At 45.6% G+C, this 25,546-nt stretch carries 21 protein-coding genes and 3 tRNA genes; 12 read left to right on the top strand and 12 right to left on the bottom strand.

What is annotated here, in order from left to right; translation table 11 throughout:
• Positions 1 to 52 precede the first annotated feature (52 nt).
• Positions 53 to 943 (bottom strand): hypothetical protein, encoded by an 891-nt coding sequence (locus tag KO537_RS04010; RefSeq protein ID WP_219233906.1) that lies wholly within the window; start codon positions 941 to 943, stop codon positions 53 to 55.
• A gap of 39 nt (positions 944 to 982) precedes the next feature.
• The gene (locus KO537_RS04005) at positions 983 to 1,321 is read right to left on the bottom strand and encodes an ankyrin repeat domain-containing protein (protein WP_346729593.1); all 339 of its coding nucleotides are present in this window, start codon (positions 1,319 to 1,321) and stop codon (positions 983 to 985) included.
• Between the two features lie 307 nt (positions 1,322 to 1,628).
• On the opposite strand from KO537_RS04005, the gene KO537_RS04000 reads away from it, so the two are divergent.
• From KO537_RS04000 to KO537_RS03990, 3 genes are all read left to right on the top strand, one after another.
• Positions 1,629 to 2,282, top strand: coding sequence for a peroxiredoxin-like family protein (locus tag KO537_RS04000; protein WP_251071016.1), 654 nt, complete (start codon positions 1,629 to 1,631; stop codon positions 2,280 to 2,282).
• Positions 2,283 to 2,381: 99 nt separating this feature from the next.
• Positions 2,382 to 3,017 carry a DUF2913 family protein gene (locus KO537_RS03995; RefSeq protein WP_168822978.1) on the top strand — a complete coding sequence of 212 codons (636 nt, stop codon included), beginning with the start codon at positions 2,382 to 2,384 and terminating at the stop codon, positions 3,015 to 3,017.
• 423 nt (positions 3,018 to 3,440) lie between these two features.
• Positions 3,441 to 4,193 carry a transporter substrate-binding domain-containing protein gene (locus tag KO537_RS03990; protein WP_173243534.1) on the top strand — a complete coding sequence of 251 codons (753 nt, stop codon included), beginning with the start codon at positions 3,441 to 3,443 and terminating at the stop codon, positions 4,191 to 4,193.
• An 80-nt stretch (positions 4,194 to 4,273) separates the two neighbouring features.
• Here the strand turns inward: KO537_RS03990 and KO537_RS03985 are convergent, their stop codons facing one another.
• From KO537_RS03985 to KO537_RS03975, 3 genes are read right to left on the bottom strand one after another with little or no spacing between them, the layout of a single operon-like run.
• Positions 4,274 to 4,795, bottom strand: a complete 522-nt coding sequence (locus KO537_RS03985) for a hypothetical protein (protein WP_173243531.1) — start codon at positions 4,793 to 4,795, stop codon at positions 4,274 to 4,276.
• A gap of 18 nt (positions 4,796 to 4,813) precedes the next feature.
• On the bottom strand, positions 4,814 to 6,937 hold the full coding sequence (locus tag KO537_RS03980) for an aldehyde ferredoxin oxidoreductase (RefSeq protein WP_105251825.1): 2,124 nt from the start codon (positions 6,935 to 6,937) through the stop codon (positions 4,814 to 4,816).
• Positions 6,938 to 6,953: 16 nt separating this feature from the next.
• Positions 6,954 to 7,598, bottom strand: coding sequence for a 4Fe-4S dicluster domain-containing protein (locus tag KO537_RS03975; protein WP_105251824.1), 645 nt, complete (start codon positions 7,596 to 7,598; stop codon positions 6,954 to 6,956).
• Positions 7,599 to 7,953: 355 nt separating this feature from the next.
• On the opposite strand from KO537_RS03975, the gene KO537_RS03970 reads away from it, so the two are divergent.
• Positions 7,954 to 10,323, top strand: coding sequence for an OmcA/MtrC family decaheme c-type cytochrome (locus KO537_RS03970; protein WP_173243528.1), 2,370 nt, complete (start codon positions 7,954 to 7,956; stop codon positions 10,321 to 10,323).
• Positions 10,324 to 10,481: 158 nt separating this feature from the next.
• Here the strand turns inward: KO537_RS03970 and KO537_RS03965 are convergent, their stop codons facing one another.
• Both KO537_RS03965 and KO537_RS03960 read right to left on the bottom strand, forming a co-directional pair.
• Entirely contained in the window at positions 10,482 to 12,260 is a 1,779-nt protein-coding gene (locus KO537_RS03965; protein WP_173243524.1) for a flotillin family protein, read from the bottom strand.
• A gap of 36 nt (positions 12,261 to 12,296) precedes the next feature.
• Positions 12,297 to 12,932 (bottom strand): YqiJ family protein, encoded by a 636-nt coding sequence (locus KO537_RS03960; protein ID WP_173243521.1) that lies wholly within the window; start codon positions 12,930 to 12,932, stop codon positions 12,297 to 12,299.
• Positions 12,933 to 13,370: 438 nt separating this feature from the next.
• On the opposite strand from KO537_RS03960, the gene KO537_RS03955 reads away from it, so the two are divergent.
• From KO537_RS03955 to KO537_RS03935, 5 genes are all read left to right on the top strand, one after another.
• Positions 13,371 to 14,876, top strand: coding sequence for a carboxypeptidase M32 (locus KO537_RS03955; protein WP_173243518.1), 1,506 nt, complete (start codon positions 13,371 to 13,373; stop codon positions 14,874 to 14,876).
• Positions 14,877 to 15,056: 180 nt separating this feature from the next.
• The gene (locus KO537_RS03950) at positions 15,057 to 15,554 is read left to right on the top strand and encodes a GNAT family N-acetyltransferase (RefSeq protein ID WP_113939489.1); all 498 of its coding nucleotides are present in this window, start codon (positions 15,057 to 15,059) and stop codon (positions 15,552 to 15,554) included.
• The gene (locus tag KO537_RS03945) at positions 15,551 to 15,901 is read left to right on the top strand and encodes a DMT family protein (RefSeq protein WP_006082592.1); all 351 of its coding nucleotides are present in this window, start codon (positions 15,551 to 15,553) and stop codon (positions 15,899 to 15,901) included. The genes KO537_RS03950 and KO537_RS03945 overlap by 4 nt, the downstream gene beginning before the upstream one ends.
• A 31-nt stretch (positions 15,902 to 15,932) precedes the next feature.
• Complete coding sequence (locus KO537_RS03940) at positions 15,933 to 16,190, top strand: DUF2960 domain-containing protein (protein WP_006082593.1); 258 nt, start codon at positions 15,933 to 15,935, stop codon at positions 16,188 to 16,190.
• 59 nt (positions 16,191 to 16,249) lie between these two features.
• A complete protein-coding gene (locus KO537_RS03935) occupies positions 16,250 to 16,759 on the top strand; it encodes an RDD family protein (RefSeq protein WP_131523600.1) in 510 nt (169 codons plus the stop codon).
• A 120-nt stretch (positions 16,760 to 16,879) separates the two neighbouring features.
• Here the strand turns inward: KO537_RS03935 and lptG are convergent, their stop codons facing one another.
• Positions 16,880 to 17,938, bottom strand: coding sequence for an LPS export ABC transporter permease LptG (gene lptG / locus KO537_RS03930; RefSeq protein ID WP_105251819.1), 1,059 nt, complete (start codon positions 17,936 to 17,938; stop codon positions 16,880 to 16,882).
• Positions 17,935 to 19,047 carry an LPS export ABC transporter permease LptF gene (lptF, locus tag KO537_RS03925; RefSeq protein ID WP_113939369.1) on the bottom strand — a complete coding sequence of 371 codons (1,113 nt, stop codon included), beginning with the start codon at positions 19,045 to 19,047 and terminating at the stop codon, positions 17,935 to 17,937. Before lptF ends, lptG begins: the two co-directional genes overlap by 4 nt.
• Positions 19,048 to 19,290: 243 nt before the next feature.
• On the opposite strand from lptF, the gene pepA reads away from it, so the two are divergent.
• The 3 genes from pepA (at position 19,291) to KO537_RS03910 (ending at position 24,540) form a co-directional block, all read left to right on the top strand.
• Positions 19,291 to 20,799 (top strand): leucyl aminopeptidase, encoded by a 1,509-nt coding sequence (pepA, locus tag KO537_RS03920; protein WP_006082597.1) that lies wholly within the window; start codon positions 19,291 to 19,293, stop codon positions 20,797 to 20,799.
• A 340-nt stretch (positions 20,800 to 21,139) separates the two neighbouring features.
• Positions 21,140 to 21,643 (top strand): DNA polymerase III subunit chi, encoded by a 504-nt coding sequence (locus tag KO537_RS03915; protein WP_219233905.1) that lies wholly within the window; start codon positions 21,140 to 21,142, stop codon positions 21,641 to 21,643.
• A gap of 20 nt (positions 21,644 to 21,663) precedes the next feature.
• Complete coding sequence (locus KO537_RS03910; protein WP_173243512.1) at positions 21,664 to 24,540, top strand: valine--tRNA ligase; 2,877 nt, start codon at positions 21,664 to 21,666, stop codon at positions 24,538 to 24,540.
• Between the two features lie 604 nt (positions 24,541 to 25,144).
• Here the strand turns inward: KO537_RS03910 and KO537_RS03905 are convergent.
• From KO537_RS03905 to KO537_RS03895, 3 genes are all read right to left on the bottom strand, one after another.
• Positions 25,145 to 25,221 (bottom strand) — tRNA-Arg (locus tag KO537_RS03905).
• Positions 25,222 to 25,322: 101 nt separating this feature from the next.
• Positions 25,323 to 25,414: transfer RNA gene (locus KO537_RS03900), tRNA-Ser, on the bottom strand.
• Positions 25,415 to 25,459: 45 nt separating this feature from the next.
• Positions 25,460 to 25,536, bottom strand: a tRNA-Arg gene (locus KO537_RS03895).
• Positions 25,537 to 25,546: the final 10 nt, after the last annotated feature.

Genomic DNA, 25,546 nt, shown 5'->3' with positions numbered 1-25,546 from the left:
TAACCGGACGCTTTTTTATACTCACTCAATAATAACCTTGGTAACCTTTATCTCACCGTATTATGTTACCCAATAACGCTTGAAGCCTTGTTTCATTTATACTATTTTCGCCTCGCCACCCCGCGAGAGGAAGCATAATATCCGATCGAGTACTTCCAGGGTATTTCACACTACAGATATCGGTAAAATAGGTGAATCCATCATATAAAGGTTTTACATACGGATTTGGCATAATTCCCAATTCAGCCAATACCATTAATTGTCCGCGAAAACTATACTTCTCATAGTTAGGAATAATTTTAGCTTTCTTGATGCGCTGTTCTAATTTTCCGGGTGTTTCATCTTGAGGAGCTTGACGGATCATATCGATTAACGATATCAATATACTGATATCCTCTGGTGTAGGAGTACAAGGTGAAATGGCAGTAAACTCTTCTAATTCAACAAGATTACCACACCACCTTTCATTCCATACACTCCCGGCATAGCAACTGAATATTTTATGTCCTTTTTCTATCCAAACATTTCTTCTTATTGAGCAAACGGTGCAAACATCCCCTTCGCTGACCATTTTATGTTCGGGAACCGCTTGAGCGAACAAATAACTTAATATGGGTTGTCTTCCTCTTGGAAAACTTGAAAAGCCACATATATATGCCGAAATCAAATTCTCAATCGATAAGTGAGGATGCTCAAGCAACGTTTTATAAGAGTTAATACATTCATCATGACTATATTTGATTATCTGATTAACAGGATAACCACTCTGTTCAAGTGTTAGTATTTCTGCATTAGATAAACCGTCATTAGAATAGTGTGTAGTCCCAGACTCGCAATCAAACTGGTCTCCATTATCTATTCTTTGCATATATCCATTTTCGTCTTTGATATAAGACTTTTTAAAATAGATTTTCTTTAATATTTTAAATAATCCCTTATCCATTTACAGCTCCCGTGATTGAATATTGAAGTGCAATACAATTTATCGATGACCATGTTGAACGCCACCATAGCGCTCCAAATACTTCACCATTTTTTGACTCGTGGCGGTATAACTCCCTATATGAAACTCGCCATGCCAATGGGCCAGCTCAACAGGAAGGTGACCTAAGTTATTGGCATGATGGACATCGGCCCCAGCTTCAACCAGTAACATGAGAATATCGAGTAATTGCAGTTGGCAGCAATGCAATAAAGCCGTCATATTTTGTGAGTCGATATATTCGACATCAACACCCTGTTTGACCAACTGTTTTACGGTAATGATATCGTGTTTTACCACGGCATCAATTAAGGCTTGCCCCATCAGCTTGTCGTTCACTCGTTTTAACCACTCCAACACTACGCTGTAATCGCGATAAAATCCAAATGGTTACCGTTATAAATACCTCACCAACCAACCCAATTGGTATCACATTGGTGCAATCATCTGCATTGGCTTGTAAGAATGTTCGGCAATTGCCGCTCTTTTAATGCTCATACCCGTTTAGTGCTAACTCGAACCACTCTTAAGCAAGTTAGACATAACAAATAGAGATTTACGCAATATCTCTTTGTCTAAAACGAGGGAAATATTAACAACAACGACTTAAAAAACGAAGAAAACAAAACCAAATTAAGGACTTTATATGCAAACCGCTTCGATGTTACACAGGTTTTACTTCACAACCATCTTACTACTAACAAGTCTAACGGCTATGGCGCAACCCATTGCTAAGGATGAATTTTCCATCAGTCCGCTACTTAATGGTCAGCAAATCCCTAAGGTAAAGTTGCAAGATATCAATGACAAAACGGTCGATTTAGCAGAATTAACCCAGAAAAAACCAACCATTTTCTTCTTTTACCGTGGTGGCTGGTGCCCATTTTGTAACAATCAAATGGGGCAACTAAAAGCCATTGAGCCTGAGTTATTAAAAATGGGCTTTCAGTTAGTGGGAATTTCACCCGATACGCCAGCTCAACTTAAGGCTTCGGCGGCAAAAAATGAACTTAAATATCTGCTGCTTTCCGATGAAAAAATGCTGGCATCCCAAGCCTTTGGTTTAGCTTTTTACACTAGCGAAAAGGTGACTGAAACCTATACCGCACGCCTTAAGCTCGAGAATCCTTTATGGATCACCCCAGAAGGTGCCAAACGTTTAGTCTTACCTGTACCCGCCATTTATATCAGCGACGACAAGGGATTAATTCATTTTCAATATATCAACCCTAACTACAAAGTGAGGCCCGCGCCAAAGCTGATTTTAACCGCCGCGAGTTTGGTGGGATCGCAAGAATAAATATCGGTTTAACGACCGCTTTGCTAAACTAGCTCCGCCGCAATCAATATCGTCCAAGTTCAAATAGATAACATCACTTCAGCCCGCGGCGGAGTCATAATGAATTCTCAAACCTATAACCAAGCTGTGCTCGAACTCGCCCTTGCGGGTCTTGCCGATTTAACCGCTTCAGCACAGACCAAGAAAGCCCAGCGCACCTCTGCGCAGGAAAGTCATTTTTTGTGTAATTGGATGGTCGAGTCCTTAAAGGAAAAACGCTTTTCTAAATTGGTAGCCGACGATCTCACGGCTTGGATACGTTTGGCTCGCAGCCAAGGTGCGGGCGCCGAACTCAAGCGTTTACTAGAAAGGATAGTGTATCAATATCAATCAGTTGAGACATCGGAGCCCGCTTTAGGCACGGCATTAAATGCCATGATTGAGACCTTAAAACAAGCCGATTGGTTAGTCTTTACTGACACTGAAATCAGTGCCAAGCTGAAACTCGATGGTGATGGTCAATCTAGCTTAGTGATTGATGCCAAAGAATTTAATCAACATATTAAAGACAATCAGCTGATCAAGCCAATCAACTTATATGTCCGCGCCGATGAACAGACACTAACGCGTATCGCCCTGTCCCATGGGTTATTGCTCAGCCAAGGCAACAAGAAAACCAGTTTGATTAAGCACCATAAAACCTATCAAATTTTCCCTAATAATCAGCAGCCAGCTTTGTGTCAGCTATTGGCTTAAGGTAATACCAATCGTATTAAATATCTGTTCATTCAGCGGGAGTTCAACGCGCTTTAGATAAGGCGAAGGCTTGAAGGCATAGTGGTGCTCTGCCGAAAGCCTTAAACGCAGTATAAAGCGCGTTGCCATGTAGTGAACATCAGCCGCCCTTCGGGAGCCACACAGGCATCCCACTCCGGTGTTGCATTGACTTAAAAGGGAATAACCATTTCTGCGTCAATGCGCCTTGGATTGAGATGCCTGTGAGGCTCTGAACTGATTAGATATTTAATGTGATTGGTATAACAGCGAAAAGCAGAAAATAGCTTAAATATGGCGGATGTGACTGATTGTGATCCAATAAACAATTCATTCACACAGTTTAGATAGAATGACCATCGGATAGGTCTTAGCTAAAGCAGAGATAACAAGGATAAAAGCAATATGGTTAAGCGATGTTTGCAGTATAAACACTTAGTTCGATTTGCCTTGTTCACCCTTTACTTGACTCAACAGTACGCCTTTGCGGAACAGCTCAAATACAATATCACTGGCTCCTATTCTTGGTATCCGTATTTTATCGGTGATCAAGCCGAGGCGCCGGGGATGATCACTGAGCTTATTCCGATCATTTTATCTATGGCTGCAATCCAAGGTGAAATCCTCGCCCTGCCGCCAAAGCGCACCAATAATGCACTAGAAACCGGTCAACTCGACTTTGATATCGTCAGCCCCAGTTGGTTTGAAAAGCAGGATTTAGGGCCGCTGTTTGTCAAATCGGCCCCCATAATGCAAATCACTGAATATGTAGTCACATTACCAGAGAATGTCAGTAAATATAAAGATATCAGCCAGATAAAAGGCCAAGAAATAGGTACAGTGCGCGGTTATTTATATCACGACGATAAAGATTTTATCCGCGCAGACTTTACCTCAGAGCAGGAGCTGATCAAAGCCTTAGATAAACACAGAGTCAATGCCGTTATTGCTGGTAATTACCCAGCCTTGTATTGGTCGACTCAGTTGCGGATCCCTGTCGCACTGGCGGCAGTGCATTCTGATGGTGACTTAGTGTTTAGGTTGCGAAAAGAACATGCCGATTTGCTTCCTGCCATCAATCAAGCCATAGCGACACTGAAGGCCAATGGTAAAATTGACGAAATCATCAAAAAGTACACTCAAACGCTGGCAAGCTAATTTCACGCTAGCTATATGAGATATTTGCGATAAAAAAGCGCCCGAAGGCGCTTAATCAATATCAATGAGGTCGCAGAATCTCAGTTTGACCATTCACAAGGATCATAATTAGCGAGGACGGCCGCATAACTGTGACTCAATCCCAGAGTCGAGTAGTAATAACCTTTCCCCTGATTGTCCACTGCATAATGGATATCCTCAGCCCCAAGCTGTTGCGGTAATTGCTCACGCACATTGGCTAATGTAGGCTCATCATAAAGATAGGGGGCAAACGTCAGTACACTCTCCAGATAGACCTCAGTATGGCGGCAACTATTGCGACGGATCTGGGTAATAATCGCCTCAAACGCTTCACCCCGCTCCAATGCTAACCATTGCTCAGCGTAACGTTCAACTATGCTTCTGTCGGAATAGAAGAAATACCGCTTATCCGACAAACGCATCTGCACATCCTTGTAAGCCTCATTGAGGATTAGGCGAATATAACTGTTAACCGTTTGCTCACTATCCCACTCGAGCCCTGCCACGGCGGCGATTTGCTCCGCCGTGACTAAGCGTCCGTGTTGGCTAAATACCCTGATATAACCGACAAGTTCAATCATAGTGTCCAACTATAGTGTTCAACTGGGTAACAGGCCTCTAGCCGCCAATCTATCGGCAACAAAACCTAGGCTAAACTTGTCGAGCGTGGCCCGAGTTGGCGCACCGGTTTGAATATCCCAACCAAAGGCTTCATAGAACATGTCCAGCGCCGTTTGCATGTCAGCGCGGTCCATCTTGATGGTGCCCTCTTGACCGAAGTTTTTATCTGGATTCAAATCATAAACCCAGTCACTGAGCACATCATGCTCTTCGCGCATATTGCTTTCATTCATTTGCAATACGGTTAAGGCACGGTGTAAATGCAGCACTCTTTCCGCCTTAAAGTCCAATTCAGTTTCTGTGGTTTCAATCCCAGTCACTAAACTGAACATCTGCGATTCAATGGTGCTATCGCCTTCATAGTTGCGATTTTTATCCGGTGATGCCAGCAGTGGGAACATCCAATTACACAGTGTCAGAGAGTCATGTAATACGTTTTTCACCAGCGACCATTTTGCAAAACGGATCTTAGCCGCATTGATTGGGGTATACCAATTCACCTTATCGAATGCACCTTCACCCCATTTTTTCTCGGCAATCGCCACTGTCATATCATGTGGCAACCCACTGTTAACTATGTTGATGTGGGAATGACACTGAGCATCACGGTTAAAGACGACGTTGATTAACGTACCCACCTGACCCGCGGTTTCACTGGCATGGTGCACGGCAGCATTGGTTTTCTTGTTGAATACCTTAGTTGCACTTTCTTTGTGAATATCCCAATTACCTAACTTGGGATTGGTTCCATCTAACCCCCAACGCTTGATCAAATCATATAAGCCGTCGGCCATATGGGAAATTTCACCTTCTTTAAACGCCACTCGGCGATAAAAATCAAGTAAGAAAGCGGGATCTTGGTTATCCCAGAGCGCCCAAGGAATGCTGTTAAATTCATCTTCAGGTAATAAATGCTTAAACATATCCTTTGTTTTTAGGAATTTAAATAGATGAGAAATGGAGCCATAGTTACACCAAATACCATAGTCATCGAGAATATGAGCCCCTAAAGCGCCCGCCATCGCATGTGCTTCTGTACCATTTTTGGTGCCCATTAAATACTGTGGTACGAGGAATCCCATACAGACGTTAGATATATGTTCGGTTTTACGACCGTATTTGCTTTTCAATTCAGGGACTTTTAGCTCGCAGAAGCAACGTATTGGGCATGAATGACAGCCTCCCGTACGCTTCATCCACTTATTGGCATATTCCACACCAATGTAGCTTTCTGCCATCGAAGTTCGAAACCCAATACGATTGCGTTCATTCCATGGCACTTCGCCTAAATCGATTTCTTGATCGGCAGCGCCCCACTTCAAACCGGGCCGAGATTTCCAGCGGCTGATGGGGGCTGAGTACTCAGCCCAAGATTGCGGCGTTGAAGGAACGACACCATTATTGTTGGCACCGATAATACCTAAAATATGGTCATCTAAGGCACGCATCTTTTCATTATTGGCGGCGATTTTAACGGCGCCAGTGCCGATAATGCCGATCCCTTTACAATTTTTTGACCCCATTACCGAGCCATGACCACCTGCTGAGTGCCCGCCCTGAGTCATAATGACAGAAAGAGGCACTTGGTTTTCACCCGCTTGGCCAATGGCCGCCACTTGTGCATTGGGTCCCATCATTTGCGCGATCATAGCGTGGGTATCAAATATACCTTTACCCCATAGGGCATCGGCAGGTTCAATCGTGACCTTATCATCCACAATTTTAAGCCACACAGGACTGCTCGCTTTGCCTTCTATCGCAATCGCATCGAAGCCCGCAAATTTCATTGCGGGTGAAAAATGCCCACCAAAGTGACCATCGGCAATCAGATGTTTTTCAATTACGGGACTACGGGAAGTAATGGTTGTTCGTCCAGTACAAATAACGCCTGAACCCGTTAATGGTCCGGCAGAAAAGACAATAATATTATCTGGGTCGATTGCTGTAATATTATCCTTATGATCATCCCACAATATTTTATAACCAATCCCCATACCACCGATATAGTCATAATATTTATTGATTGGCTCATACCATATATGATTAGTTGTTAAATTAACTCTGAGGACTTTACCCGCCCAACCACCTATTTTATCACTCATATTATTTCTCCTGAATTTAAGAAACTAAGCCGGTATATTTTTCGTATTGTTCTAATGCAGCTTCAGCCTCTTCCCAGTTATAAAATTTAATTGCACCTGTAGGACAAACTTGCGCGCAGGCAGGTTTACCGTTACATAAATCACATTTGACGGCTTTCATTTTACTGCGAACAACTTTAATGACTTGCTGAGGACACTTATCTGCACAATAACCACATCCGACACAACGTTCTTCATCAATCACTTTGGCGCCAGTTTGTTCGTTCGTTGAAATAGCTTGCTGTGGACAAACTTCAGTGCAGACTTCGCAGTGGCGACAAGTGGAAGGAACAACGGTTTTATCGCCGCATTCTCCTCGTTGTATTTCATAATCAAATTGCACACCATGTGGGCCATAGTTCATATTTCTTTCTACTTTGACGCGGGCAAGTGTCGGACTGCTATCCCCTTCATGGTTCCAACCACAGGCAATTTCACAGCGTCTGCAGCTAACACAAACCGTAGGGTTCACCACCATGAGTCCACCAGGCATGACTTCTACTATCTCTTGGCTATTACTGTCACTGCCACAACCGGTCAGAAAACTTATTAATGTTCCGCTATAAACTGTACCGACAGCAACGCCCATACCGCCTTTAAGCATTCCTCTTCTGGTAATCATATTTGATCCTTTATTAGTCAAAGCAATATAATTAAAATATGCATACACTTTGATTCCCGACAATTTATGCTAAAGTAATTATGTCTTTGATTTTTAACCTGCGTCACAATTACCCATATTGGGGCATTATTAGATCAAGTTACACGACATGCATCAGAGTAACGTTTTCAAGAATTAACAATTCAACATCTAGAAAATTTAAATAATGCCTCACTTCAAATTACCTTGATATAATTAACAAATAACTTTTAAATTTGGTTAATTAAGTGCAACTCAACTCATAACTAAGTTAATATCTATACCGCATACATTCCGATTAGAGTCCCGACAGAATCTAATTAAAAAGGAATGGAAAATGATGAAAACGAATACCCGTTCTCAATGGAAAATCTTTACGCCAATGGCAGTCGCAGTCTGTCTGATGACAGCCTGTTCCGATGGTGACGATGGGAAAGAAGGTCCACCAGGGATTGTGAGTATCAGCATTGAACAAGCGGATACACTCAAAGCGACAATAGAAAATGTGGTTATCGATGCACAAACTCATGTGCAGGTCGATTTCTTCCTCAGCAATGCCAATGGTATTGCGGTCACAGGGCTAGAAAACCTGAAGGAGCTAGATACCTTAGGTGTCGGTATTGCCAAATTAGCACCGCCGCAGGAGCACTATCAAATCACCCAAGCCGCGGCGAATGCTATGGCAACAACTGGCACAGAAGTCACTAACTCTGCAGCAAGCGCGACAGATGCTGCGTTGCAATGGACCAGTTACATCAATAATCAAGTAGAACCTGCAACAAATGCCCAAGCGAATGCACAGACTCAGTGGCAAGCAGGCATTGAAAGCAACTGTAAAACGGCGTGTCTAACCTCCTTAGGCGCGGGCCAATACCGTTACACTTTGAGTAAACCACTCACGGGTTACTCACAATTTACGGGGATAGATACCCAGTACTCGCCTGAGCTCACCCACAGAATTTACCTAGAGTTAAAACCGTTCGCAAATAGCCCAATCGACACTCAGTTGATCAACAGCGTGTACGATTTTGTGCCCGCCACAGGACAGACAGTCGCGGCGGATATGGGCCGTAAAGTGATCGCGCCAGAACAAGCCTGTTTTCGATGCCATAACCCAGACTTAGCCAATACCGACACTCGCCTTTTGATGCACGGCAATAAACGTTTTGCCTTTGAGGGCTGCGTTGTCTGTCACACGACTTACTCTGGCGATCCTGAAACGGGTAATAGCCTTGATATGGCGACATTGACACACCAGATCCACCAAGCCAAATATCAAATTGTAGGTTACAAGGGACAGCTATATGACTACGCCAATGTGACCTTTCCCGGTGATATGGCCCAATGTCAGCAATGCCATATTCCCGGCGCAACGGCGCAAAGTGGCAATAGTAATATCCCCAGTAAAACCGCGTGTCTTGACTGTCACAAAGCGCAAATCCCCGCAGATTGGAATGGTACTGTAGCGGGTTTATTCCACAACAGGGAAATTTTTGCCACCCCATGGGCACTGGGTTGTAGCGGCTGCCACCCTGATAGCACTAATCCTGAAGGTGTCGGGCTTTTCCACAATGCCGCTGTGAAAACAGCCACTAAGCTGGTGAGCGATTACCAAGTTAAGTTACTGAGTTCGCAGCTAAGCGTTGAAGCTAAGACCCTTGCGGTGACATTGCAAGTGCAGCAAATGGAGCAACTGCCCGCCAGTCAACCTATGATAAAATCCTTCTGGTTGATTGCCACAGGTGAAACAAATAGCGCGAACATGCCAATCAATAACGGCCAGCGTAAAGTGTGGGATTTATTAGCAAACAGGAGCGACGTCGCCTTAAAAATTACCGCGCCCAATCAGCTAACAGTCACTATATCTAACCTGTCGGCTGCCGATTTTGGCGATCTGAGTCAGTCAAAACTCTACAGTAAACTGGTGCTCTGTGCCGATAAAAATACCGGCTTTGCCGTTAACTGTAATATCGCAAATCAAGAGGTGAGTCTCAGTGCCATTAATTCGCTAAGCCTGCAAGGTCAAGCTGTTACGGCAAAAGCTAAGGTCGATGAACAGGCCTGTCGCCAATGTCATGATCAAGGATTAGAAGATAGAGTTCTGTCAGCGCATCAAATGAAAGGAATTTTTGAACCCAATAGCAGCTGTGGCACCTGTCATGCACCGCAAACAGCAACCGCACTGACCGATGGGCAATGTCAAAGTTGCCACAGTAATGATGCGATTATGTATCTCAATGCCAATGTGATGCATACTCCTGGGGCCAGCCAAATCAAGCCCTATCGCACCATCAACAATACTTTGAGCTACAGGGAAATGGTGCATTCACTGCATGCGGGAACCCGCACTGTAGTGGGTTTTGATAACCCACGTCCCGAACTCACTTACCCTAATGCAAAAAATAACTGTAGTGTTTGCCATAGCGCAGGACAGCTCAGTCTCGAGGGGCTAAGTGCACAACAATCCCTGTTAGTTGCGACACCCGATGCAGCCAACATAGGGCAAATTGCCGAGTACTCACCAACCTTAGCAACCTGCACGGCATGTCACACGCTTATCGATAGTTTAGTCGTCCATGCACGTAGCTTTGGCGGGGTTTACCAAAGCGATGCCAGCGGTGGTCGAATTTACCAATCAGGACAGGAGTCATGCGCAACCTGTCATGCCGAAGGTCGCTCATCGGGGGTCGACAAGGTACACAAATAAGCCGTTAGATTTGATTTAATGCCAAAAAAAAACCGCTCACCATAATGGTGAGCGGTTTTATTTCATTCGTCCTATTTATCAATCTTTTGTCCGCACAAGGCTCAAAAGAGCAACGGCGAGCGCTTTACTTGATTTGACTTAGTTTAATGTCGTTGAGATTAAGGCTTGAGCACACTTTGGCTCTCTACTACCTGCGTTTGGCTATAGTCCTTAGGTCTAGAGTTCGACAAGGTCACACCACTTAAGGCTTCGGCGGTTAAGGTGTTATTGCCGTTCAATAAATCATTCAAAGTTCCAGAGTCGCCATTCACTAACCCTAACTCCCTGAGCATGGCATCGATAACAGGCGCATTGGCGCGATAGTTTAACGCTGCACTGGTCACTTGCTCTGCGATGCCACCTTGATGGTGAGCACCTTCGCCACCCGCAGCAAATTGATGACCTGCACCATAACCTTGAAGAATCTTAATACCTTCAATGTTTTCTAACGGCTTAACGGCTTGGGCCACAATTTCAGGCAAGGCCTTCAAAATGGCGAGGGATTTTTGCAGGGCAATCTGCTCATCACTCAAGACGTTTTCAGCTTCGTAAAGCGCTTGTTTACCTGCTGCTTCAACGGCATACACTTTTTCATCCGCTTCGGCCTGCAGTTTTTTCGCATCGGCACTGGCGCGCGCTTCAATCAGAATCGCACTCGATCTGTCTTCAGCGGCACGTTTCTCAGCTTCGGCCTGCACTGTTACGCCGACTGCATCACGCTCAGCTTCCTTACGGGCATCAATCACTTCAATCTCTTTGCGACGATTAGCTTCTGCCACTTGGCGCGCTGTGATTACCGCTTCTTCTTTTTCAACTTTCAGTTTTTCGGCTTCAGCTGCACGGGCACGAGCTGCTGATTCTTCTTCAGATTTGGCCGCTACCGCAATGCGTTTTTCCTGCTCAGAAACTTCGATATCCCTTTGCTGTTGAATGCGCGATTGCTCAATCGACTTATACTTTTCAATCTCACGGGTTTCGATATCTTTGGTCTTTTCGATTTCAGCGGTTTCAATGGCGCGCTCTTTGGCAATCTCGGCTTCGCGTTCTTCACGAGCCTTGTTTTCTTTCTGCTTAATAATCTCCGCTTTTTGATCGGCGCGTTTAAATTCTAACGACTGTTGCTGGATCAGGCGCGCTTCTTCTTCCGACTTTTCAATCTCTAGGGATTCCTTTTCAGCTTCGAGGTTACGCTGCTCGATCTTAATGCGGTTTTCCTGCTGAATATCGTTGGTTTCCTTGCGCTTCTCTTCGATAATTTTCGCCAGACGCGCACGACCTTCGGCGTCAAATGCGTTGTTTTCATTAAAAAACTGCAAATCAGTTTGATCGAAACCCGTTAATGAAACCGATTCGAGTTCGAGACCGTTTTTCTCCAGATCGTTGGCGACGTTATTTTGCACCCGTTGCACAAAATCGGCACGCTGCTCATGCATTTCTGTCATGGTCATTTCGGCGGCCACGGCACGCAGCACGTCAACAAACTTAGACTCCATCAGCTTTTTAAGCTCTTCAACGCGGTTTGTACGCGTGCCTAAGGTTTGTGCTGCCATTGAAATACCATCGGAATGTGGGGCTACACGCAAGTAGAAATCGGCCTTCACATCGACACGCATTCTGTCCTTAGTGATCAGCGCATCTTTCTGGGTTTTCTCCACTTCGATACGCAAAGTGTTCATGTTTACCGAGATGGTTTCATGTAATACAGGCAACACAATAGCGCCGCCATCTTTAATGATTTTCTCACCACCAAAGCCGGTACGCACAAAGGCCATTTCTTTGGTTGCACGTTTATATAACTTGGCGAAAATTAACCCGATCACAATGAGGCCGAGTAGCACCATACCCGCAACGAGCAAAATAAAACTACCGGATGAACCTATGTTTGTTAACACATCCATTTGATTTCCTTTCAATTGATTTATGGCTTGGGAAGATTAATTATCAAAACGCGTAGCAGACCAGACGCGGCCTTCTCGCTTAAGCAGCACGACTTGAGTGCCTGAGGCAAACTCGATATCCGAAGTTTCGGGCTCGACTAAAACGTAATGTTTTTGTTGATGTTTATCGCGAACGACAGCTTCAGAGGGCATGCCTTTAATTGCGCAACCTAAGGTGATAGTGCCGACATAGCCGCTAAGATCATCTAGCGAGATCGCACTCGATTCATTTTTAGGCAAATGATCTGCAAGCACTCGACCAAAATAACGGCAAGAAAATGCACTGGCGACAATAGCAATGGGTAAAGTGAACAGTTGCGGCAGTAAAAAATCGGCAACACTAACACTGATAAAATTGACGATATAACCCGCAATCGCAAAACTGGTCAGCGCAAGCACAAACCAAATAAGTAATGGGAGTCTATTTAGACACAGCCAACCGGCAATGCCCGTGAGTCCACCCGCACCCACATCAGCATCATATTCCACATCAGCAGGTACCCATTGGTCTAACGCACTTAACATGCTTAAACCTATGAATAATGCGAAGACTTCAAACACACCAAGGGCCAGTACGCAGGCAAAAGCTATGGTGTAAGGTAAATTAGGCTGTTCAACTAAAAACGCCCACATAGTCATCTCCTTGAACAATACAGCATTCCATTTATTTCACTGTAATTATCGACTTAACCACAACAGAATAGCAAGGCAAGCACAATTTCCAAACTAAAAATTGTCCCTAAAACAGATTTTGACTATGCTCTGCTGCGCCAAAATCGCGTGGCCATCTTCGCTACGAGTACCCTATCGAAAACCACTTTAACACTACAACTCCCTTTTTAGCTTAGCCCGCGAGAGCTGCAAATAGCCGTAATCGCCATATATGGCGTGGATGCCATTTATTCAAGAGCAATAAATGGCCTTGCCTCAAGTGCGTTACTATAGCGTTAATATCAGCCCACTGAGTCCTGCATCTTCAGGTTGTTTGAGTATACTGTTGACGTCATTGTATGATCATCCTGTTATTGTTATTTATTCGCGCAGGATTTGATGCGCCAGAAGGGAAATTCCATGGACTCACCCAAGAGCAAAGTACCAACACCAAGTTACGATAAACTGACAGCACATTTTCAAAAAATTTCTCACTTTGAACATTTCAGCGCTCTAGGTGACTGGGATCAAGCAGCTATGATGCCTATGGGCGGTAATAGCGATCGCGGCGATGCAATGGCTGAACTGGCGCGACATATCCACACACTCAAAACCTCAACCGTCTTAGCCGAACACTTACACGGCGCGACGGACGAATCTCTCACAACGGAACAACAAGCCAACCTGCGGGAAATGCAGTACCAATATCAACAGGCAAATTTAGTGCCCGGCGATCTCGTGCAAGCCAAAACTAAAATGGCCTATCAATGTGAGAATGCGTGGCGTGAACAACGTAAAAATAATGACTGGCAAGGCTTTAAACCAAACCTTAAAGCCGTAATTGCACTTGCTAAGGAAGAAGCGCAGATCCGCGGCGAAGCCCAGAATATTTCCCCCTATGATGCCCTGCTCAATAAATTTGAGCCGGGAATGACCTCGGCAAAGCTAGAGCAAACCTTTGGCGGACTGAAAGATTGGCTACCGACACTTATCCAAGAAGTGCTGGCTAAACAGGCAAACGAGCCTAAGTTAACGCTAAATGGTCCCTTCGATGTTAGCGCGCAGCAAGCCCTTGGCCGAGACGTAATGGATTTTCTGGGGTTTGACTTTAACCACGGTAGGCTGGATATCAGCAGCCATCCATTCTGTGGCGGCGTGCCAAGCGATGTGCGGATAACGACCCGCTACAATGAGGCTGATTTTAGCAGTGCTATCATGGGCATAGTTCATGAAACAGGCCATGCCAGATACGAGCAAGGTTTACCTCAAGCGTGGCGCGGACAACCTGCAGGACTGGCGCGTTCTATGGGTATCCACGAGAGCCAGAGTCTATTCTGCGAAATGCAACTCGGGGCAAATCCGGCATTTTTACGCCAATTGCAGCCTAAAATTGCGCAACATCTTCATTGTCATTTTAGCGCCCAAGAATTAGCACAGCATTACACCCGCGTAGCGCCCGGACTGATCCGCGTCGATGCCGATGAAGTCACCTATCCTTGCCACATTTTACTGCGCTTTGAGGCAGAAAAAGCCTTTATCGACGGCAGCTTAACCGTAGAGGATTTGCCTGATTTTTGGTCGACGCAGATGCAACAACTACTGGGGATTAATACCGATGGCAACTACCTAGACGGTTGCATGCAGGATATTCATTGGGCCGTTGGTGAACTAGGGTATTTCCCAAGTTACACCTTAGGCGCCATGTATGCCGCCCAATGCCGTTTTGCGATGGAAAAAGCCTTAGGGCCAATTGAAACCCTAATCGATACAGGCAAGTTGAACTCGGTATTCCAATGGCTGAGTGAACACATTTGGTCTAAGGGATCTTTGCTCACAACCGATGAACTGATACGCCAAGCAACGGGCGAAACCCTAAATGGTCAATATCTTGAGCGTCACCTGCGCCAACGATATCTGGGCATTTAACCGCTGCTAATGCTTAAAAGCGCTGAAAGCTCAGTTTATACGGGTTTTAAAGCGCTTTATATTGCCGCTGGAGCCTGCATTTTAACGCTGCTTGAGGTTATAATGCCGAGCTTATTTGAATCAGGACTCTTTCCACGGAGTTCCTTCAACAGAACTCTTGAAACAGGATAAATGTCGGCCATGTTACTGCGTGCAATCACCCCAGAGGATTGGGATGCCATTTTAGCGATCCAAGACGAGTGTTACTCACAACTGGATCCTGAGCCACTGCACGTACTGCAAAGTAAATGGCAGGTATCACCTCAGTCCTGTTTTGTGTTCGAAGTGGATAAGTCGGTTGTCGGTTATTGCTTGGCTCACCCTTGGACCGCCAATATGCCGCCCGCGCTATATCAGCCCATCACACATTTACCCAAGGCTGATACCTTATACCTACACGATATTGCGATTTCGGCCAAAGCCCAAGGTTTAGGCGCCGGCGCTAAGGCGCTGACCCGCCTAACACTATTGGCGGATCGCTATAATCTCAATTCCTTATCCCTCGTAGCCGTACAAGGTGCCGACAGCTATTGGCTTAAAATGGGTTTTAAACCTAAGGCAATCGATAAATGCCTTGGCAGCTATACTGACGATGCTATGTATATGATTTATAAATTTAATCATAGAGATGAAAAATGAATCCAACCCTAACCACTATCGGTTTACTTTGCTTAAGTAATATTTTTATGACCTTTGCTTGGTACGGGCATTTGAAAACGCTAGGCTCAAAACCTTGGATTATTGCGGCCTTAGTGAGCTGGGGTATCGCCCTATTTGAATACTTGCTGCAAGTGCCTGCTAACCGTATCGGCTACACAGTAATGAATGTCGGCCAGTTAAAAATTTTACAAGAAGTCATCACCTTAAGTTTGTTTGTCCCCTTTGCCTATTTCTATATGAAAGAACCATTGAAGCTCGATTATCTGTGGGCAGGACTGTGCATCTTAGGTGCTGTGTATTTTATTTTTAGAAGTGAATTTAATTAATTTCAGACTTATTTCAGGAGAGCTCCCCCCCATGGCCCGTCAAGTCACTTATACCTTCAAAGGTAAGACGAAAACTATCGCCTTTAGCTACGACAAACACCATGATTTATATGAAGCTGTGGCCGAAGCCGAAGGCATAGATCTGACCAAATTTTTGGCTATGGAACAACAAGTCGCCATGACATCTCGTAAAGGTGCCAAGGCTGAAAAAGAATTCAGGAAAGTAGAGTTTGCCCGCTTTGGTTTTAGCAATATCCACTTTGTCAGAGATGAAGAACCTGAAGCCTAGGCTAATGTATTAATTGTTTTTTGTATTAGCTTTAAGCACTTCAATAACAGGACACTGTAATGCTCAATACCGAACATGCTAATTTCCCCCGCGCAGGATTCTTCCGCCGCCTAGGCGCTGCAATTTACGATTCGATGTTAGCCGTGGCCGTCTATATGGTTGCGGGCGCAATGGGCTTTGGGATTTTCTACGGCCTCACCGCTTCAGGACTGGCTGGCATGAATGGCTTTGAACATGTCTCAGATGCACTCAATGGCACGCCGGTTTATCAGGGAATTTATCAACTCTGGCTTGCCTTGTGTGTCGGCACTTTCTACGCATTATTCTGGAGTAAGGGCGGTCAAACCTTAGGGATGCGCGCTTGGCGGCTTAAAATTCAACATCCTAATGGCCAAAACTTAAGTCTAATCACTGCCTACGCTCGCATCATTTGGTCACTGCTCGGCATTGGCAATTTATGGATTTTAATCAATGATGATAAGCGCGCACTGCAGGATATGATGACTCGCTCAGAAGTTGTCGTGCTGTCTAAAGAAGCCAACCAAATGCGTAACTGGCATGGGGCATAAGTTTATTCTTAAGTAAATCCGAAATACAAAAAACGACGCAAAAGCGTCGTTTTTTATGGACTATTTTTATGGACTATTCTTAATTGACAAAATCCGGAGTAAGAAGTAATAAGCTGCGTATCATCGCCGGATAAAGTAGAAGGCAACGCCAGTAAACAACAAGCTTGGCGCAACAGCCCCCACATAAGCGGGTAGCTCATACACTATACTCATGGGGCCAAAAATCTCATTACTGATATAAAAGCTAAAACCTGCTACGACCCCAAGTAATACGCGCGCGCCCATAGTCACTGTCCGCAGCGGACCAAATACAAACGACAGTGCCACTAACATCATCACTGCGACCGTCACGGGCTGCATCACCTTGCGCCATAAAGCAAGCTCATAACGGCTGGGATCTTGACTGTTAGTTTTAAGGTAATCAAGATAACCGACCAGACCACGTATAGATAACGCCTCGGGTTTAATCGACACTACGCTGAGCTTATCTGGCGTTAAACTTGATTGCCATTGGTCTTCTTCAAGATACTCAAGCACGACTTTTTCATAGCTTAAATCGGTACGTTTAACGTCAAATAAACGCCAGCGATCTTGGGAAAAGACCGCTCGGTCTGCGTGAACTACATTGGTGAGCTTAAGTTCGCTATTGAATTTATAAAGCGTGATATTGCTGAGTTTATTGATGTTTTCAACTTCACCAATATTAACGAACAAATCACCATCCTTTGCCCAAATTCCACGATGGGACTTAATTAAACTCCCACCAGAGAGTTTAACAGCTTGCAACTCATTGGCTTTTTGCTCAGCAATCGGTGCGCCCCACTCTCCTAAAACCATCACCAATAACATCAAAGGCACAGCAGTTTTCATCGCCGACATAGTGATCTGCAAACGTGACATGCCAGAAGCTTGCATCACCACAAGTTCGGAATTCGATGCCAACATTCCCATACCAATCAAAGCGCCTAGCAAGACGGCCATAGGGAAAAACATTTCAATATCCCGTGGCACTAAAAATAAAACATAGATGCCAGCATCCATCATGCTGTAGGTGCCACGGCCAACTAAACGCAGCTGATCAACCCATTTGATGATGCCCGACAAACCAGTCAACACCAGCAAACAAAGCGCTGAAGTGCTTAACAATATTCTGGCGATATAAAGGTCTAATATCTTCATGCTGCCACCTTCTTATTGGCAAACAAGGACGATATACGACTGAAAATAGGCCTATCTTTGCCGAGCAAGAATAACCCCATCAAGAGCGCAGAAACATGGATCCACCACATACCTAAATACAGTGGAATAATCCCATCTTGCAATGCCTTACGTCCCGCGACCATTAGCCCAAAATAGCCAAGATATAAAAGTACTGCTGGGAACATCTTAGCAAACTTACCTTGGCGCACATTCACCCGCGCCAACGGCACAGCAATTAGTGTCATAATTGGAATCGCGAGCGGGATAGCAAGACGCCAGTGGAATTCAGCAGCGGCTTCAGCACCTTCAATTTTCACGAGTTCATCAACGGGCAATGCAGATAACTTACGGCGACGCTCATCAACTTGCTGCTCTTTAATTTGCATTTTATAACCACCAAATTCGATCATTTGGTAGTCCTTCGCCTTCGGGCTGCCTTGATAACGCACGCCGTCATTCAAGTTCAATTGTTGAGCACCTGAACTATCTTCCTGTACTCGTCCACCTTTAGCCACCACGACATTGGTCACGCCAGTTTCATCATCAGGATCTGGCAACTGTGCTACAAACACTTTATCTAACTCGTTATCTTTACCAATACGCTCAACAAATAATACCGCGCGACCATTGGGACTCGCCTGAAAACGCCCTTGGATTAAGGCGGCAAGACCCGCTTCAGACTGGGCTTTTTCGAGCACTTGGTTTTGCTGTTCTTCTGCCCAAGGAGCAACATAAAGGGATAAATAGCCAGTAAACAGCATATTGATCACGGCGAGGATCAGCGTTACGCGGGTGACATACCACTCACTGACCCCAACACCGTGGAGAATGACCATTTCATTTTCGGAATACATACGGCCGTGGGCCAGTAAAATACCCAAGAACAAACTTAACGGCAGCACTAAGATCACCAGATAAGGCAAGTTAAGCCCAATCAGAGTCATGATTAAAGAGGCGGGAAAATCGCCGTCGGAGGCATCGGCCAGTATACGCACGAAATGCTGGCTAATAAAAATAGTTAACAGCACTAAAAGTACCGCAATTTGTGCCTTTAAAACTTCTCGAATAAGGTATTTAAATACAATCACAGGCAGGATCCGGTCTCTAAACTTATCTTTTTGCTGGTAACAGACTAACTTTCATGTAAACTGTTTACTTTTGATAGTTTTCTGACCAGCTTCAGGGGTTCTAGGTAAACTTAACGTCACGAAATGCGTGACTCAAGCGCCGAGAATAAATCACCTTTGGAGTAATAACTTAGGCCCTTTTCGGGACAAGCAGACATTATCCAATAAATATAAAAATTTGTCTTTAAGAATCTAGGAGTGCTCATGGAGTTTAGCGTAAAGAGCGGTAGCCCCGAAAAACAACGCTCAGCCTGTATCGTGGTCGGTGTTTATGAACCCCGTCGTCTGTCGGGTATCGCGGAGCAATTAGATAAAATTAGCGAAGGTTATATCAGTAACCTACTGCGTCGCGGCGATCTGGAAGGTAAACCTGGCCAGATGTTATTGCTGCACCATGTTCCTAACGTATTGAGTGAACGTGTATTATTAGTGGGTTGTGGCAAAGAACGAGAACTAGACGAACGCCAATACAAACAAATCATCACTAAGACAATCAACACCCTTAACGAAACGGGTTCAATGGAAGCGGTTTGCTTCTTAACTGAACTGCACGTGAAAGGACGCGATACGTATTGGAAAGTACGTCAAGCGGTTGAAACCACTAATAGCAGTCTTTATAGCTTTGATGCCCTGAAGACCCGCAAAGGTGAAACTCGCCGTCCACTGCGTAAATTAGTGTTTAATGTCCCGACTCGCCGTGAATTAACTTTAGGTGAGCGCGCCATCGAGCATGGTATGGCAGTATCTGCTGGCATGCATTTATGTCGCGATGTAGCCAACATGCCACCGAACATCTGTAATCCAGCCTATTTAGCTTCTCAAGCTCGCCAAATGGCTGAAATACACGACACTCTGCATGTCACCACTATTGGTGAAGAGCAAATGGCCAAACTGGGCATGAACTCATACCTTGCAGTCGGTCGCGCCAGTGCCAATGAATCCATCATGACTGTGATGGAATACAAGGGCGCTGTCGATAGCACAGAAAAACCAATCGTATTAGTCGGTAAAGGGTTAACCTTCGACTCGGGTGGTATTTCATTGAAACCTGGCGAAGCCATGGACGAAATGAAGTACGACATGGGTGGCGCAGCAGGTGTTATCGGCACCATGAAAGCCATCTGTGATATGAAGTTACCTATCAACGTTGTGGGTATTCTGGCTGGCTGTGAAAACATGCCATCGGGTAATGCTTACCGTCCAGGTGACATTCTGACCACTATGTCAGGTCAAACCGTTGAAGTGTTAAATACCGATGCAGAAGGCCGTTTAGTCCTATGTGACGTATTAACCTATGTTGAGCGTTTCGATCCTGAATTGGTTATCGATACTGCAACCCTGACTGGTGCGTGTGTGATTGCCCTTGGTAAACACGCATCGGGTCTGTTCTCATCGCATAACCCTCTAGCACACGAGCTATTAAGTGCCGGTGAGCAAAGTGGTGACCGCGCATGGCGTATGCCATTGTGGGATGAGTATCAAGATATGCTCGACAGCCCATTTGCTGACATGACCAACTTAGGTGGCCGTCCTGCTGGAGCTATCACAGCAGCATGTTTCCTTTCGCGCTTTGCTAAAAAGTACAACTGGGCTCACTTAGACGTTGCGGGTACAGCTTGGAATAGCGGTGCTAACAAAGGTTCTACGGGTCGTCCAGTGCCACTATTGACTCAGTTCCTGATCAATCGTGCTGGTGTTGAACTCGGCGAATAACCGACTATCCGGCCTTAGTGTGTTAAAGGCTCGATAAATGAAAGGCGAAGATTTCATCTTCGCCTTTTTTATTTTCTTAATTTAATCAGAAAATCGATTTCCTGAATAAGAACTTGAATAAAAAACTGAACAACTAATGGTTTTAGAATAATTTTTCAAAGAGTTATAGCTCTACCCTCTTCATCTCCAACGGTTTGAAAGCATCCCATTAAGTCCAGCCAGACAGTGATAGATAAAACCTCACCGTAAGGTTTGCCCTAAGCATTAACCCATACTGACTTTTAGTGTAAACTGCTGCTCTCGTTCGCCACTAAAACAAGTGAAGCAAGGCATTGAAATCATGACTCAAGTGCTGTTTTATCTTATGCCGCTAGTGGCATCGCCTGCCAAAGCCAAGGCTGATTCACCTGTTGAAACCGCGAATGCGAACCCTGCACTTTGCGAGATGCATCTTCTGGCATGCCAACTGGCGCAACAGGCTTTTGTGAAGCAACAATGGGTCTATATCCATTGCCAAGATAAACAGCAAGCCCATGCAATTGATGAACTTTTATGGCAGTTTGAGCCAAGTGCCTTTGTACCTCATAACCTCAAAGGTGAAGGCCCGATGACGGGATCGCCGGTAGAAATTGGTTTTGATCGCCTCGGCGCCAACAAAAGTCGCCAAGTTCTGATTAATCTTGCAGACCAAGCGCCCCCATTTGCGGTAAACTTTGGCCACATTATCGATTTTGTTGCCAATGACGATCAGCATAAAGCGGTCGCTCGCGAACGTTATCGACAGTATCGCGGCTTAGGGGTCAATTTACAGACCCAAGACTTAGCAACACATCCACTTAATTAGTTTGAGACAGACACGTTCCCATGGAAAAAACATACGATCCGCAGTCCATCGAGCAAACGCTTTACCAAAACTGGGAAGAGCAAGGTTACTTCAAGCCACACGGCGATGAATCCAAAGGCAATTATTGCATCATGATCCCGCCACCTAACGTGACGGGCAGCTTGCACATGGGCCACGCCTTCCAAGACACCATTATGGATACCTTGACCCGTTACCAACGGATGAAAGGCAAAAATACCCTATGGCAAGTCGGTACTGACCATGCGGGTATCGCCACCCAAATGTTGGTTGAGCGTAAGCTTGAAGCCGAAGAAGGTAAAAATCGCCATGACCTAGGTCGCGATGCCTTTATGGATAAAGTGTGGGAATGGAAAGCGCAATCGGGCGGCACTATCACTAAGCAGCTACGTCGTATGGGCGCTTCTGTAGATTGGGACCGCGAGCGTTTCACTATGGACGAAGGCTTGTCCAAGGCAGTGCAGGAAGTGTTTGTACGTCTGTACGAAGACGAGTTGATTTATCGCGGTAAGCGTTTGGTCAACTGGGATCCAAAGCTGCACACAGCTATCTCTGATTTAGAAGTGGAAAGCAAAGAAAAACAGGGCCACATGTGGCATCTGCGTTATCCACTGGCCGACGGTGAACTGACAGCCGATGGTAAAGACTATTTAGAAGTCGCTACCACGCGCCCAGAAACCATGCTCGGCGACAGTGCGGTTGCAGTGCATCCCGATGATGAACGCTATCAAGCGCTGGTCGGTAAGTTTATTCTGTTGCCGATTGTTAACCGCCGCATTCCTATCGTGGCCGACGATTACGTCGACATGGCCTTTGGTACTGGCTGCGTGAAGATCACCCCGGCCCATGACTTTAACGACTATGAAGTCGGTAAACGTCACAACCTACCCATGTTCAACGTGCTGACCTTAGATGCCGCCATTCGCGTGAGCGCCGAAGTGGTGAACTCTGACGGTACCTTTAACAAAACGCTCGATGGCAGCCTGCCTGAACGCTTTGCCGGACTTGACCGTTTTAAAGCGCGCGATGCTATCGTCGCTGAATTTGACACTTTAGGGCTGCTCGAAAAAATCGCGCCGCACACCTTGAAAGTGCCTTACGGCGATCGCTCCGGTGTGGTTATCGAGCCAATGCTGACCGACCAATGGTATGTAGCTGTTGCGCCAATGGCGAAAACCGCTATCGAAGCCGTTGAAAATGGCAGCATTAAATTTGTACCACAACAATACGAGAACATGTACTTCTCGTGGATGCGTGACATTCAAGACTGGTGTATTTCGCGTCAATTATGGTGGGGGCACCGCATCCCAGCATGGTACGACGAAAATGGCAAAGTCTATGTCGGCCGCAACGAAGCCGATGTACGTGCTAAGCACAATATCGCCGACTCGATGACATTACGCCAAGACGAAGACGTACTGGACACTTGGTTCAGCTCAGCCCTGTGGACTTTCTCGACCTTAGGTTGGCCTGACAATTTAGAAGATTTAAAAACCTTCCACCCAACCGACGTGTTGGTGACAGGTTTTGACATCATCTTCTTCTGGGTTGCCCGTATGATCATGATGACCATGCACTTCATCAAAGATGAAGACGGCAAACCACAAGTCCCGTTCAAAACCGTGTACGTAACCGGTCTTATCCGCGATGAAGCGGGTAACAAAATGTCAAAATCTAAAGGTAACGTACTCGATCCATTAGACATGATCGACGGTATCGGACTTGAAGATTTAGTTGAAAAACGTACCGGCAACATGATGCAGCCACAACTGGCCGCCAAGATTGAAAAGAGCACTCGCAAAGAGTTTGCTGACGGTATAGAAGCCCACGGCACTGATGCACTGCGCTTTACGCTTGCGGCAATGGCATCAACGGGTCGTGACATCAACTGGGACATGAAGCGCTTAGACGGTTACCGTAGCTTCTGTAACAAGTTATGGAACGCCTCACGCTACGTGCTGATGAACACAGAAGATCAAGATTGCGGCCCAGGCTCACCAGAGCACAAAGGCGGCGAGATGGAACTCTCGTTGGCAGATCGCTGGATTATTGGCTTGTTCAATCAAACCGTTAAGACCTTTGACGATCACATGACAGCCTACCGTTTCGACTTAGCGGCCAATACCCTGTATGAGTTCACTTGGAACCAGTTCTGTGACTGGTACTTAGAGTTAACCAAACCGGTATTGCAAAACGGCAGCGAAACGCAAATGCGCGGCACCCGTCACACCTTAGTGACAGTGCTCGAAGCGATGCAACGCCTGATGCACCCTATGATGCCGTATATCACTGAAACCATTTGGCAGCGCGTTAAACCGTTAACCGGTGTCACTGGTGATACCATTATGCTTGCGCCGTTCCCAACATTTGATGCCGCTAAAGTCGATAGCGCAGCAATGGCCGATTTAGAATGGGTTAAGCAAGTGATCGTCGCGGTGCGTAACATTCGCGCCGAACTGAACATTGCCCCATCTAAACCGCTAAATGCCCTACTTCGTGGTGTTAGCGCGCAGGATAAAGCCCGTGTAGAAGCGAACCAAACCTTCTTCACTACGCTTGCCCGCTTAGAAAGCATGACCATTTTAGCCGATGGCGAAACTGCGCCTATGTCGACCACAGGTTTGATTGGCGAAATGGAGCTGCTGATCCCTATGGCAGGCTTAATCGATGTCGCCGCCGAAATGGCCCGTATCGACAAACAGCTTGAAAAGCTCGGCCAAGAGATCGCTCGCATCGAAGGCAAATTGTCGAACCAAGGCTTCGTGGCAAAAGCCCCTGCCGAGGTTATCGACAAAGAGCGCGCTAAGATGGCCGATCTCAAGCGTGACATGGACAAGCTCAACGAACAAAAATCTGAGTTTGCTAAGTTAGAAGCTTAAGCTTCTCATTTACTCTGATTCACTTGTTATGATTGGTTCTAACTGAATGAAGGGCAGCCACTTGGCTGCCCTTCTTGTATCTATATCACTGCAATCTATGAGCAATTATGAGCCTTAATCTACGCTCTTGGGCCAGATGCCGCATTGAACCCGAGTCAATTCTAAACACTGCCATTTAACCTACGGCACAGTATTGAAACCACCTCACCATTCATCCTCATCACTCCCCGTGGTCTATCGCTCACGAGCTCACACGTAGCCCATCACTGCCGACATAAGTAAACACCACACATGTAGACTAAAGAACAGCTAATACCTCCAGAGGCAGCACTGAGAGACTGACATTGAGTGCAGACATGAATATCCAATGTCGTCATAGACTCTCAACACAGGCAAAAGCAGATTCTTCAGTGAGTTGAACCTAAGAAAGAGAAGTGTTTAAAACGAAATGGCTAAAGATAGCAACACCGAAGATAGCTAAGGTAAAGCAAAAGATGATGATGCAAAGTTAAGGTTAAACCTAAGCGGGTAAAAATATAATGAGTTAAACCTTACAGATTAAAAAATAAAAAAGCCCTGCAATTGCTTGCAGGGCTTATCTATATGGTGCGCGTGGAAGGAGTCGAACCTCCGACCGCCTGGTTCGTAGCCAGGTACTCTATCCAGCTGAGCTACACGCGCAAACTCGTTTTTGTACTTCTAAGATTCAATTAAGATTGAGTCTAGGATAAGCACTTTTATCTAGCAAATTTATTCTATTCTTCTCGACTAAAAGAATAGAATGGCGGAGAAGGAGGGATTCGAACCCTCGATGGGAGTTAAAGCCCATACTCCCTTAGCAGGGGAGCGCCTTCGGCCACTCGGCCACCTCTCCGCGTTTAACGCTTTAAATCAACAAGACGTATCTCGTTAACTATATTGGTGCGCGTGGAAGGAGTCGAACCTCCGACCGCCTGGTTCGTAGCCAGGTACTCTATCCAGCTGAGCTACACGCGCATGTTAAACG

Origin of the sequence: Shewanella sp. NKUCC01_JLK, assembly GCF_019345615.1 — a bacterium.
GTDB lineage: Bacteria > Pseudomonadota > Gammaproteobacteria > Enterobacterales > Shewanellaceae > Shewanella > Shewanella oncorhynchi.
This window is presented reverse-complemented; position numbering and strand designations above follow the sequence as displayed.